Below are 13727 nucleotides of genomic sequence, written 5' to 3'. Positions count from 1 at the left end.
CCCACGGATAGAGTGTAACAGCATGCTTGGTCAGATAACTGAAACGGATAAATTAATTTTGTTATATCAACTTGAAACACAAGGCGAACTGGAGTCTGAATCCGTGCTGGATATCTCTGATGAAGAAGCACGCTTTATTCGTACCTCGGGTGAATATGTGTTGTGGGAATCAGGTAAGCGTGACTTTGACTACCCTGAAGTGGCGAACTCGCATTGGCTAGAAACAACTTACCGTGGTCAAGCGGCTAAATTAGATTGTTTACAAACGCGTGATGCGGTTTTATGCCCATTAATGCAGGGAGATCAATTCAAAGGTGAGTGGCATATTCACAATGGTTTTTTACGGATGAATATCGCGTCTTCTCATCATCATATCGAATTGTTCTCTGTCGCCAACTATGACAGTAATATTCATTCATTATTACTGTTTCAGGACAAACAGCTAAAAGGGTCGGCAAATATCACCTTAATGGTGTGAAAACACTGATGAGGTAACACCTTTGGAACCGCCGTTTGATATGTAAAACCATTTGATTTGATAGTCACAGCTGATTAATCATCATTAAAACGACCGTTTAATTATCGAATCCATATTTTAAAGGCATTAATATTTAACCTATAGCGGTGTAAAATTAGCCATCAATTACTAACAAAATCGCTAGAATGTGAAAAAAGGACACTTTATAATAAAAAGTAACAACATATGTCTTTTTATTTCATAGCATTATTTCTTCATTTTGCCACCTTTCGATATCCACTCTCATTTCAAACGAAACCCGCTTTGCTCGGTCATGTAAATCATTGAAGATTAAACTAATTTAACCTTGTCAATCACGCTTCAAAGATGCTCTAATTCGAGCTGCATAATAATTTATTTTACTTTTAATCCACATTTTAGATTCTATATTCAATTTGAAATGCGGTAAGGTTAAATAAATTGTTGTTGCGTTAAGTCACATTTTTGTGAACAATCGTTAGTGACAAATAACCCATTTCATTTTTATTATGAATGGGTTGAATCCGATACTTTGTACTTATGCTTCTCCGTACCTCATGCTAAATGAGATACACATGGAACGTAGTATTTTATCTTTGATGTTGAAACAGACAGGAACAGATGATGCAAATAGGTATACCAAGAGAGAGCCTCAAAGGTGAAACTCGAGTTGCTGCTACACCAGCAACTGTTGAGCAGTTACAGAAATTAGGTTTTTCTGTGTTGGTTGAAAGCAATGCAGGCCAACTATCTAGTTTTAGTGACGCTACTTTTGAAGCGGCTGGAGCAACAATTTCGGCAGATACCAAAGAAGTTTGGGCTGCAGATATTGTACTTAAAGTTAATGCGCCAGCAAATGACAAAGAAATTAAGTTATTACAAAAAGGCACTTCATTAATTAGTTTCATTTGGCCAGCCCAAAATGAAGAACTTCTAGAGAAGCTTGCAAAACGTGAAATTAACGTTTTAGCAATGGACTCTGTGCCTCGTATCTCACGTTCACAGTCACTTGATGCATTAAGCTCAATGGCTAATATCGCCGGTTACCGTGCGGTAATTGAATCTGCAAATGAATTTGGTCGTTTCTTTACCGGTCAAATCACTGCGGCTGGTAAAGTACCACCTGCCAAAGTACTTATTCTTGGTGCTGGTGTTGCTGGTCTTGCTGCTGTAGGCGCTGCTGGTAGCCTAGGTGCGATTGTTCGCGCTTACGATACTCGCCCTGAAGTGAAAGAACAGATCACTAGTTTGGGTGCTGAATTCTTAACGGTTGATTTTGAAGAATCTGCTGGTTCAGGTGATGGTTACGCGAAAGTAATGAGTGACGACTATAAAGTTCAAGAGCAGAAAATGCTGGCTGAACAAGTTGCTGATGCTGATATCGTTATTACGACTGCATTAATTCCAGGTCGTCCAGCGCCACGTCTTGTTAGCCAAGAAATGGTTGATGCGATGAAAGCGGGTAGTGTGATTGTCGATTTAGCTGCCGTAAATGGCGGTAACGTTGAACCAAGTGTTGTTGATCAAGTTATTACTACCGCTGGTGGCGTTAAAGTTATCGGTTATAACGAGATGGCTCGTCGTTTACCTGCACAAGCATCTCAGCTTTACGGTACCAACTTAGTTAACTTGCTTAAACTATTAACACCAGAGAAAGACGGTGAAATGAGCATCAATTTTGATGATGTTGTTCAACGTGGTGTGACGGTCGTTAAAGACGGTGAAATTACTTGGCCTGCGCCACCGATTCAAGTTTCAGCTGCGCCTCAAGCAGCGAAAAAAGAAGAAGTGAAAGCAGCGCCTGCGAAACCTGAAAAGAAAAAAACCGGTATCTATAAAGCGATCCTAGCGGGTGGCGGTATCTGGGCTTATTCAGCGTTAGCAAGTTATGTTCCAGCGGAATTCTTAAATCACTTAATGGTATTTGCACTGGCTTGTGTGATTGGTTATTACCTGATTTGGGACGTTGCATCGTCATTGCATACACCGCTTATGAGTGTAACTAATGCTATTTCAGGTATTGTTATCCTTGGTGCTTTCTTCCAAATGGGCGCAGAGAGCGGTCTTGTTACCTTCCTCGCATTCCTCGGCACATTTATTGCCACTATCAACATCGCCGGTGGTTTTGCCGTTACTGAGCGTATGCTGAAAATGTTCCGTAAATAAGGATTTTTATAATGTCTCAAGAATCAATTGATGCTGCACAAACTGCGATTAACGCAGCGCAAGTAGCAGTAGATGCAGCAACCCAAGCTGCGCAAGTGGCACAATCAGCTGTTGTAGAGCAAGCGCCAGCTGTTGTTCAAGTTGTACAAGATGTTGTTGTTGCAACAAATGGTAAAGGTATTTTGGAAGCGGCTTATATCGCTGCTGCGGTACTATTCGTACTTGCTCTTGCTGCACTATCAAAGCAAGAAACTGCACAGCAAGGTATTTTCGTTGGTATTCTAGGTATGATTGTAGCGGTTGTTGCAACATTATTTAGCAGCGACGTAACAAACATCGGCTATATCATTGCCGCTATGCTTGCTGGTGGTGCATTTGGTGTACGCTGGGCAAACAAAGTTGCGATGACTGAAATGCCTGAAATGGTTGCTATCCTAAACAGCTTCGGTGGTTTAGCGGCAGTATTCATCGGCTACAACAGTTATATCGAACACAGTATTACTGAACCAGTAATGTTAAGTATTCACTTAACGTTGATCTTCCTAGGCGTATTTATTGGTATCGTTACATTTGTTGGTTCATTAGTTGCTTGGGGTAAATTAAACGGTCGTGTTAAATCGAGCGCATTAATGTTACCACACCGCCATAAAATGAACTTAGCAGCATTGCTTGTTATCGTTTACCTTATGTTCTCGTTTGTTGGTGCTGGTCTTGACGGCGACACTGCGGCGTTAGTCATCATGAGTATTATTGCCATTGTATTTGGTGCGCATTTAGTACTATCAATTGGTGGCGCAGATATGCCAGTTGTTGTATCTATGCTTAACTCTTATTCTGGTTGGGCTGGTGCGGCTACAGGTCTTATCTTAGGAAATGATCTGTTAATCGTAACGGGTGCGCTAGTAGGTTCTTCAGGTGCAATCTTAAGTTATGTAATGTGTAAAGCGATGAACCGTTCGTTTATCTCTGTTATTGCTGGTGGCTTTGGTAACGATGTTATCGCACCTACAGGTGATGAAGAGCAAGGTGTTCACGTTGAAACATCTGCAGCTGAAGTTGCTGAAATGTTGATGAACTCTAAGCGTGTAATTATCACTCCTGGTTATGGTATGGCTGTTGCTCAAGCACAGTATCCTGTATTCGCAATCACTAAGAAATTACGTGATGCCGGTATTGATGTACGTTTTGGTATTCACCCTGTAGCGGGTCGTTTACCTGGTCACATGAACGTATTACTTGCTGAAGCAAAAGTACCTTACGATATCGTATTAGAAATGGATGAAATCAATGATGACTTCCATACTACTGATACTGTACTTGTAATCGGTGCCAATGATACGGTCAACCCTGCAGCGAAAGAAGAAAACTCGCCAATCTCAGGTATGCCAGTACTCGAAGTTTGGAACGCAACGAACGTTGTGGTATTCAAGCGTAGTATGGCAACAGGTTATGCTGGTGTTCAAAACCCATTATTCTTCAAAGAGAATACAACTATGCTGTTTGGCGATGCTAAAGAAAGCGTAGAAGAGATCTTCAAAGCAATGTAATTGCACTGTCAGTATCGGTTAAATGATACAAGATATTTTGAAGATAGAAGGAGCCGAAAGGCTCCTTTTTTTGTTTTGAAATAAGGGATAATTCGTCGTCGTATTTATTTCTTATATCTCTGTGATTTTTTCGTCACATTACTATTAATTTAGGGATTGTGATGGTATAAATAAGTGGAATCTTAGTTTTAATACGTAGTTTAATTACAAACAGATAGGGAATACCATGTTTGAGAAAATCGTTACAGCAGCAGCAGATCCAATTTTAGGTTTAACTGAAGCATTCGCTAAAGATCCACGCGCCGAAAAAATTAACTTAGGTGTAGGTATTTATAAAGATGAAACAGGTCAAACTCCTATCCTAAAATCCGTTAAATTAGCAGAACAAAAGCTAATTGATGAAGAGAAAAGCAAAAGCTATTTAAGTATTGAAGGCTATAAAGCGTATGCGTCTGCAGTACAAAAATTATTATTTGGTGCCGATAGCGATGTGGTTACTCAGCAACGTGCAATTACAGCACAAGCGCCGGGTGGTACTGGTGCACTACGTACAGCTGCCGATTTTATCAAAAGTCATTTAACCAGTGATCGTATTTGGGTAAGTAACCCAACATGGGCGAATCACGGTAATGTATTTAGTACCGCTGGCCTTGAAGTTGAACAGTATGCTTACTACGATGCAGAAACGCGCGGGTTAGATTTTAATGCCATGTTAGCGTCTTTAGCTGAAGCTGAAGCGGGTGATGTAGTACTTTTCCACGGTTGCTGTCATAACCCAACTGGTATCGATCCAACGCTTGAGCAGTGGACTACGCTAGCGCAACTGTGTGCGAACAAAAAACTATTACCTTTATTTGATTTTGCATACCAAGGTTTTGCTACGGGTGTAGAAGAAGATGCGGCTGGTCTGCGTGTATTCGCCGAGCACTGTGAAGAACTATTAGTCGCTAACTCATTCTCTAAGAACTTTGGTCTTTACAACGAACGTGTTGGTGGTTTAACGCTAGTAGCAAAAGATCCAACTGTTGCAGTTGCTGCATTTAGCCAAATCAAATCTGGTATTCGTGCAAACTATTCGAATCCACCGGCACATGGTGCTGCTATTGTTGCGCTTATTCTTGATGATGAAGTATTACGTAATCAATGGATTGCAGAAGTAGCTGAGATGCGTGTACGTATTAACGAAATGCGCGAGCTATTTGTAGCAACTCTGGCTGAGATGGGTGTGACTGGCGACTATAGCTTTATTACTCGTCAAAACGGCATGTTCTCATTCTCTGGTCTAACAAAAGAGCAAGTTGCTACGTTGAAAGATGAGCATGCTGTTTACATCGTTGGTTCTGGCCGTATCAGTGTTGCTGGTATGACTAAAAACAACATGCAGCCACTATGTAAAGCGATTGCAGCTGTGCTTTAACTATTACTATTAACTACGACTTACTTAACGACTACTTATTTTTAATAAATAGGAACAGTGATAAGTTAAGAGCTAGCAATAGATAATTGTTGATATAATGAATGATTAAATGAGTGCTTCGGCGCTCATTTTGCGTTTAAGGCGTTCCGTAAAATAACCATAAAATCATTTTTAATAACGTGACGATATAAAATAGCGTCACGTTATTGCAAATTGATATTAAGAATGTCTAATTATCACTCTATAAGTAATTTATTCTTTACATTTAGTTAATGTACAGCTGCTTATTCCAATATATTCAGTATATTTTAAATTAAAAGTTGTACCTAGATCACAAAACGTGTAAATTGCCGAAATCTTTGTAATCTTGAGGCAAAAATGAGTAATAAACCACTTCAAATCCTATTAGCTGGTATCGGCATAAACTTAACAATTGGTATCTTATACGCATGGGGTGTTTTCACTGTACCGCTAGCTGAAGCGTTGAACGTGACTGCTACAGATGTAAAATCACCATATAAAATTGCAGTTTTCACATTTGCTACTTGTTTACTTATTGCTGGTATTTTACAAGACAAGATTGGTCCTAAAAAAGTGACTATGCTTGGTGTAACACTAGTTGGTCTTGGTCTTATTGCTTCAGGTTATACTACAACGTTAACTGAACTTGAATTTACCTTTGGTGGTATTGTTGGTGCCGGTATCGGTTTCGCATACGCATGTATTAGCCCTAGTGCTATGAAATGGTGGCCAAAAGGTAAGAAAGGGCTAGTAAGTGGTTTAACTGCTGGTGGTTTCGGACTTGCTTCTGTTTACCTAGCGCCACTATCTACAAGCCTAATTGAAAGCTATGGTATCTACGATACCTTCAAAATCTTAGGTGCTGGTCTTTTAGCTATCGCAATTCCATTAGCATCACTGCTTGTAGCGCCACCTGCTGGTTATGTTGCTGATGCATCTGAAGCGCAAGCGACAGCGTCAAGTGATGACATCAATCTGACTTGGCAACAAATGCTGAAAACACGTCAATTTTACCAGTTATGGGTAATGTTCATGGTTTCAGCTGCTGCAGGTATCATGCTTATTGGTTCTGTTGGTAACATCAGTCAATCAATTGGTCTAACACCTGAGCAAATCGCATTCAGTGTTGTACTACTTGCAATTTTCAACACCGGTGGTCGTGTTGTTGGTGGTTTAGTTTCTGATAAGATTGGTCGTGTTAATACCCTTGCTTTAGTATTCATGCTACAAGCTGGTAACATGGCATTCTTTACGACAATTACAACGCAAATCCCACTAATGTTTGCAATTGCAATCGGTGCGATGTCGTACGGTGCACTATTAAGTGTATTCCCAACGATCACTGCTGATAACTACGGTCTAAAAACTTACGGCACTAACTTCGGTATCCTTTATTCTTCATGGGGTGTGTCTGGTTTCTTCGGTGGTTTCTTAGCAACGGTTGCAGGTTCAACTAACAACACTTATTTTGCTTTCTCAGCATTATTAGTTTTAGTTACTGTTATCGCATTCTTTACTAAGCCAGTGGATAAAGCAGCTGTATTAGCAAAAGAAGAAGGCAAATTGAAAGCTGCTAAAGCTTAATCATTAGCGCTTAATAATTTGTGTCAAAGGGATAGCTCAAGCAATTGACTATCCCTTTTTGTTAGAAATGTACATTACCGCCGATAGTGAAATACTTCAAATCAGCTTGGATAACGGTATAACCCGCTTCGATACTAAATGCATCTCCCAGTTCCATACCAAATTGAATACCACCAGAAAACCCATCTTCTTCCCATTTATTTATATCTGATTTTAATGTCTCTTCTAAATAGCCTGCTCTTAATCTTGCATAGTATTTACCAGGTGTACGATAGGTGCCGTAGATAGCGTAAGACTCATATTCCAAATCAACATCGTTCTCATCCATATCGACAAAAGTACCTTCAAATTCTAAACCGAAACCACTTTTTTGAATACCGACCATAAAAGTAGCAGGGATCTTAGGGTCTAGTTCATCAAAGGCGGTATAGATATAACCTGTTTTAGCACCGAGATAAAAGTCGATATCACCCGATGTTTTATCCTTGGCGATGGCGGGTGTTACTGCTATTGCACTGAGTGATAAAATGAGCGGAATTAATTTATTCATCGTTGATCCTTAATTTATGTGAACTCTGACGTGTTTTTTTAATCATAGTCTTAACAGCTGATTTCGCTATAATATGAACTAATTATCATTCTGATATCTAAGTAATAGCGCTAATTTAGTGCTATTTAGGTTATAGCAATTAACTGTGTTTAGTGTAGGTGAGCAGATCTCGTAATGAAGATCGTTGGTTTTGCCATATAACCCTTGGTGTTTTCATTTGAAAGTGGTTGAAGTGGCATTAATCGTATTTCTTATCTGATTTTTTAGCTGAAATTATTTTATAAATATGACTTTTAAATACTGGTTTCAAAGTATTGTTTTGTATTTTATGAAATCAGCATGCGTTGCAGTCTAATATCGTTTGGCGTTTATTTACTGTGGTATTATCCGTATTGACTAATAGATTAAATAAGTTGTTGTTTAACGGATAAATGACAATGAGAGGTGCTTGTGAGTAAAAAAGTAAAAGGCGATAACACTAAAAGTCGTAAAGGTTTATGGTGGAAATTATTGCTGATCCCTGTGTTTATTGGCATTGCGGTAATGGTTTATTTAGATGTGATAATTCGCTCTACTTTTGATGAAAATCAGTGGGCGGTCCCATCGACGGTTTACGCGCGTCCGCTTGAATTATATGAAGGTGCTGCGTTAACGGTTGCAGACTTGAAAACTGAACTGGGCTTGTTAGGTTACAAATTTGTGGGATACCCAACAAAACCAGGGCAAGTCAATATAGAAGGCGAGCAGGTTCATATCTATACACCTGGTTTTCAATTTAGCGATGATCTCGAACCACCACGTAACATTTTACTGACAGTGAAAAATGGCTTAGTGGCGAAGCTTGATACCGATGATAATGCCGCGTTATTACGCTTAGAGCCTGTGGTTATTGGTGGCATCTATCCTGCGCATAATGAAGACCGCCTATTAGTACAACTCTCTGAAGTGCCGGAATCGTTACAAGCTATGCTGGTGGCGGTTGAAGATGACAGCTTTTATGAGCATTTTGGTATTTCAGTGCGCGGTATTGCCCGTGCATTAGTGGCGAATATCAAACAAGGTGGTATTTCTCAAGGCGCGTCAACGCTGACTCAACAGCTGGTGAAGAATTATTACCTGAGTTCAGAACGTACTTTTAGCCGTAAAGCGCAAGAAGCCTTAATGGCGATCCTGCTAGAGTTGCACTTTACCAAGGCTGATATCCTAGAAGGTTATATTAACGAAATTTACCTCGGTCAAGACGGGCCTCGTGCTATTCATGGTTTTGGTTTAGCTAGCCAGTATTACTTCAAAACATCACTCGCCGAGTTATCACTTGATAAACAAGCGTTATTGGTCGCATTAGTGCGTGGCGCAAGTTATTACAATCCATGGCGTAATCCAGAACGTGCTCTGAAGCGTCGAGATTTAGTGCTGGATATAGCGGTACGTGAAGGACGTTTGGATGCGGAATTAGCGGCGACAGCAAAAGCACAACCATTAGGTATGGGTGAACAAACAGCTAGTAGCACTAAGCGATTCCCTGCTTATCTTGATTTGGTGCGCCGTCAATTACAGCGTGATTATAAAGTTGAAGATTTAAGTGAAAATGGCTTATCAATCTTCACCCATTTTGATCCTCTGGTGCAAAGCAGTGCGGAATTAAGTTTAACTAAAGCTATTGCGAGACATAAACGTGATGGATTGAGTGCTAAACTTGAAGGTGCGGTTGTTATCACCCGACCAAATACCGGCGCGGTGATTGCTATCGTCGGTGGCGCTAATACACGTTTTGCTGGTTTTAATCGCGCTATTGATGCAAGACGTCAAGTGGGGTCGTTAATCAAGCCTGCAGTGTATTTAACCGCATTAGAACAGCCAGAACAGTATAATCTGGCCACTGTGATTAGTGATGACGAATATAATCTGTCTTTACCCAATGGTGATATTTGGTCACCGAAAAATTATGATAAAAAAGATCACGGTGAGGTACTGTTATATACCGCGCTAGCTAAGTCTTACAATCAATCGACCGCACGTTTAGGCAATGAACTTGGCTTAGCTAAAATTGTAGATACACTCGGACGCTTAGGCGTAGAGCAAAAAGTACCTGAGCTACCCGCTATTACCTTAGGTGCTGTAGATATGTCGCCAATTTCGGTGGCGCAAATGTACCAGACCTTATCTGCAGATGGCTTCTATACACCGTTACTGGCGATTAGTGCGGTTGTTGATCCTAAGGGGGATGTACTTAAAAGTTATCCGTTAGCGGTTGATAAACGCTTTGATGCGGGTTCGGTTTATATGCTGCGCCATGCCATGCAAGCGGTGACGCATGAAGGCTCGGGCAGAGCACTCGAATGGCTATTACCTGATTTTGAAGTTGCAGGTAAAACCGGCACCACGAACAACTTAAGAGACAGTTGGTTTGCCGGATTCTCTGGTGACATGATGGCGGTGGTATGGATGGGTCGTGATGATAATGCCTCGACTGGCCTTACTGGTTCAAGTGGTGCGTTACGTGTTTGGGCTGATATTTTTCGCCAACGTTCAACGCTACCAATCCAGAACCTACCACCACAAAATATTACCGTCGGCTGGGTAGACAAAGATACTGGGCAAGGCAGTCAAGGCAGTTGTCTTAACTCTATTCCGTTACCCTTTATAAGTGGGTATGAACCGGAAATTGAGTTACGTTGTAACCAAGGTGTTAAACGGGTAATTGAGTGGTTCCGAGACTTGGTCGAATAATGGCTGAATAATATTTGTTAATTAAGCAAATATTATTCATCGAAGATTTAGCAAATAGTGGTCATGTAAAATGTAAAATGTAAAATGGAAGTAAAATGAGAATAATTAAACGCTTATGCCTCTTGGCCTTACCTTGGTTACTGACTGCTTGTGGCACAATTCCAACGTATAATTCCAATGGGACTGAAGTACAAGGTTCGACGGACACCAGCATAGATAACGCGAATACAGATAAACCAAGCAAGCCTGCGTCAACCGTTAAGCCAAAACAAGCACCTATAGACGATACGGCTCAAGCACCTGCAGCGGTATTATCGCTAATGAAGCGTGCAGAAGAGCAGGTGAGTAGTGGCGATAACCGCGGCGCTATAGCGTCATTAGAGCGCGCGATCCGTATCGCACCGCGTTATCCTGAAACTTATTACCGTTTAGGTGAGCGCTATTTTTATCAAGGTAATTATAAACAAGCCCGTTCATTGGCTGAAAAATCGATAACCTTGGGTGCAGATTGGCTGTTACGCCGACAAGCTGAGTCTTTAATTGAACGTGCATCGGCATATCAATAAATTACATATAGAGTAAAGAATGGAAATCGAATTACTAGAAATTAAAAATTTCATAAGCCAGTATCAACCTTTCGATCAGTTGCCAGAAGAAGCATTGGTCGAAGTCGTCAAAAGCATTGAGATCTCGTACTACCGTGCGGACTCAATGATCATTGAATATGGTCACAAGATCCATGATCTGTATTTTATTCGCAGTGGTGTGGTGGAAATATACCGCCGTAAAGGTGAATTGTACAATCGTCTAGACCAAGGCGAAGTATTTGGTCAGATGGGCTTAATCGCCAATAATAAAGTGCGACTACCTGCTAAAGCGGTTAAAGACACGCTGCTTTATTGTATTCCAGAATCAATCTTCCATGATTTTTGCGAGCGCTATGAAGCGTTTGCAGATTTCTCTGAAGTTGAAGGTACTATTCGCTTAAAACAAGCGGTTGAAGATAATAATGATGATGCCAATTCACTCACCACGTCAAAAGTGAAAACATTATTAAGTAGAGATTTAGTCATGTTGAAAAATACCACTTCCATTCAGGATGTGGCTAAAGTGATGGCGGTCGAAAGTGTCACTGCTGCGCTGATTAATGATCCCACGATTACCGACGAAGATGGTAATAATTTTGTCGGTATTATCACTCAACATGATCTGTGTGCCAAAGTTATCGCGATGGGCATGAGCGTTGACAACCCCGTTTCAGATGTCATGTCGACAGAACTGATGTCACTCGATCATAATGCCTATATATCAGAAGCTATGCTGATGATGCTGCGCTATAACGTCCATCACTTACCGATCCTAAAGAACAAGCAACCTATCGGCCTTATTGAAGTGGCAGATATTATTCGTTATGAATCACAAAATAGTTTGTTGTTGTCAGGTAGTATTTTTCAGCAACAAAATATTGAAGATCTGGTATTACTGTCAAAACAACTTAAAGATTGTTTTGTGCGTATGGTTAATGAAGATGCCAACTCACACATGATTGGTAGTGCGATGTCAGAAATTGGTCGCAGCTTTAAACAACGATTACTTGAACTTGCTGAAGAAGAGTTAGGTCAGCCGCCAGTGCCTTATTGTTTCTTAGCATTAGGTTCGATGGCGCGTGATGAACAATTGATAGTAACAGACCAAGATAACGGTATTATTTTAGATAATAGCTATGACGAAGCTCTGCATGGCGAGTATTTTGAAAAATTATCCAAGTTTGTCTGTGATGGATTAGCGGCTTGCGGCTATACCTATTGTACTGGCGATATTATGGCAACTAATCCAGAACATCGTAAAACCCAAACGCAATGGGAAGAATGTTTTGCTGACTGGATTGATAATCCGAACCCACAAGCGCTATTAAACTGTTCTATCTTCTTTGATTTAACTGGTGTTTATGGTCGCGTTAAATGGGCTGAACAATTAAACGCCTTTATTCTACGTCGTGCCAAGAAAAATAACCGATTCTTAGCGTGTTTAGCACGTAACGCCTTAAACCGTACACCACCGTTGGGTTTCTTCAAAACCTTCGTGATGGAGAACGATGGCCGCCATAACAATTCAATTAACTTGAAACGTCGTGGTACAGCACCACTTGCAGATTTGATCCGCGTGCATGGATTAGCCATTGGTTCACAATCTCAAAACTCATTCGAACGTTTGGAAGATATTATTGAAGCAGGGATCTTACCGTCATCGAAAGGCCAGGACTTACAACATGCTATGGAATTGATTTCCTTAGTTCGTTTACGTCATCAAGCGTTAGATGTGGAGTCGGGTATTGAGCCGGATAATAATATCGAACCAGAAAATATGTCGGAATTTGAGCGCCGTAACCTTAAAGATGCATTTTTGGTGTTAAGTAACGCGCAGAACTTTTTAAAGTATCGTTATACAGCCAATAAAATGTAGGGATCATTAATGCATAATTTTATTAATAAAGAGATTTTAAACTGGAGCGCGTTCTATAAAGTCAAAGTAGAACAGAGCAAGGATGAGCGTTTAAAGTCTTTTTATCGCGTTGGTATGTATCATGATGAAACGAAATTAAGTGATATTGATTTTGTCGCGTTAGACTTTGAAACCACAGGATTGGATTCTGAACAAAACAGTATTATCAGTATTGGTTTGGTGCCGTTCAATTTAAAGCGTATTTTTTGTCGTCAAGCGCAGCACTGGTATATTGAACCTGAAGATAAACTGAAAGAAAATTCCATTATTATTCATGGGATCACCCATACAGACTTGAACGGTGCACCGGATTTATTACATATTCTAGAACCGGTATTAGAGGCATTAGCAGGCAAAGTCGTCGTGGTACATTATCGTCGTATTGAGCGTGACTTTTTTGATAATCATCTACGCAGTTTAATTAATGAAGGTATTGTGTTTCCAGTTGTCGATACCATGCAGATAGAAGCGGACCTACAAGATTCACAAAAAAAGGGCTTTTTTAGCCTGTTTAAACCCAAGAAACGTCAAGAGTCGATTCGTTTGGGTAATAGCCGTGCGCGTTACAATTTGCCAGCCTATCCACCGCATGATGCATTAACCGATGCGATTGCCACGGCTGAGTTATTACAAGCGCAGATCCATTATCACTTTTCACCGGATATGCCGATTAAAAAGTTATGGATGTAATTAAAAATTGAAATGAATTCGGTT

The 13727-nt window shown here is 40.4% G+C and carries 10 protein-coding genes; 9 read left to right on the top strand and 1 reads right to left on the bottom strand.

The window, feature by feature from the left end; all coding sequences use genetic code 11:
* Positions 1–22 precede the first annotated feature (22 nt).
* The 5 genes from CXF93_RS13650 (at position 23) to CXF93_RS13630 (ending at position 7231) form a co-directional block, all read left to right on the top strand.
* Positions 23–478 carry a hypothetical protein gene (locus tag CXF93_RS13650; protein WP_101063035.1) on the top strand — a complete coding sequence of 152 codons (456 nt, stop codon included), beginning with the start codon at positions 23–25 and terminating at the stop codon, positions 476–478.
* Between the two features lie 642 nt (positions 479–1120).
* Complete coding sequence (locus CXF93_RS13645; protein ID WP_101063034.1) at positions 1121–2662, top strand: Re/Si-specific NAD(P)(+) transhydrogenase subunit alpha; 1542 nt, start codon at positions 1121–1123, stop codon at positions 2660–2662.
* Between the two features lie 11 nt (positions 2663–2673).
* Positions 2674–4209 carry a Re/Si-specific NAD(P)(+) transhydrogenase subunit beta gene (gene pntB / locus CXF93_RS13640; protein ID WP_101063033.1) on the top strand — a complete coding sequence of 512 codons (1536 nt, stop codon included), beginning with the start codon at positions 2674–2676 and terminating at the stop codon, positions 4207–4209.
* A gap of 226 nt (positions 4210–4435) precedes the next feature.
* On the top strand, positions 4436–5626 hold the full coding sequence (locus CXF93_RS13635; protein ID WP_101063032.1) for an amino acid aminotransferase: 1191 nt from the start codon (positions 4436–4438) through the stop codon (positions 5624–5626).
* 378 nt (positions 5627–6004) lie between these two features.
* Complete coding sequence (locus CXF93_RS13630; protein WP_101063031.1) at positions 6005–7231, top strand: OFA family MFS transporter; 1227 nt, start codon at positions 6005–6007, stop codon at positions 7229–7231.
* A gap of 61 nt (positions 7232–7292) precedes the next feature.
* On the opposite strand, the gene CXF93_RS13625 is transcribed toward CXF93_RS13630, so the two are convergent.
* Positions 7293–7781: a hypothetical protein gene (locus CXF93_RS13625; RefSeq protein ID WP_101063030.1), complete on the bottom strand. Its 489-nt coding sequence runs from the start codon at positions 7779–7781 to the stop codon at positions 7293–7295.
* Positions 7782–8231: 450 nt separating this feature from the next.
* On the opposite strand from CXF93_RS13625, the gene mrcB reads away from it, so the two are divergent.
* The 4 genes from mrcB (at position 8232) to CXF93_RS13605 (ending at position 13703) form a co-directional block, all read left to right on the top strand.
* Positions 8232–10511 carry a penicillin-binding protein 1B gene (mrcB, locus tag CXF93_RS13620; RefSeq protein ID WP_101063029.1) on the top strand — a complete coding sequence of 760 codons (2280 nt, stop codon included), beginning with the start codon at positions 8232–8234 and terminating at the stop codon, positions 10509–10511.
* A 95-nt stretch (positions 10512–10606) separates the two neighbouring features.
* Positions 10607–11077, top strand: coding sequence for a tetratricopeptide repeat protein (locus tag CXF93_RS13615; RefSeq protein ID WP_101063028.1), 471 nt, complete (start codon positions 10607–10609; stop codon positions 11075–11077).
* Between the two features lie 19 nt (positions 11078–11096).
* Positions 11097–12974, top strand: coding sequence for a DUF294 nucleotidyltransferase-like domain-containing protein (locus CXF93_RS13610; protein ID WP_101063027.1), 1878 nt, complete (start codon positions 11097–11099; stop codon positions 12972–12974).
* Positions 12975–12983: 9 nt separating this feature from the next.
* Entirely contained in the window at positions 12984–13703 is a 720-nt protein-coding gene (locus CXF93_RS13605; RefSeq protein ID WP_101063026.1) for a 3'-5' exonuclease, read from the top strand.
* Positions 13704–13727: the final 24 nt, after the last annotated feature.

Origin of the sequence: Moritella sp. Urea-trap-13, assembly GCF_002836355.1 — a bacterium.
Classification (GTDB): Bacteria; Pseudomonadota; Gammaproteobacteria; order Enterobacterales; family Moritellaceae; genus Moritella.
This window is presented reverse-complemented; position numbering and strand designations above follow the sequence as displayed.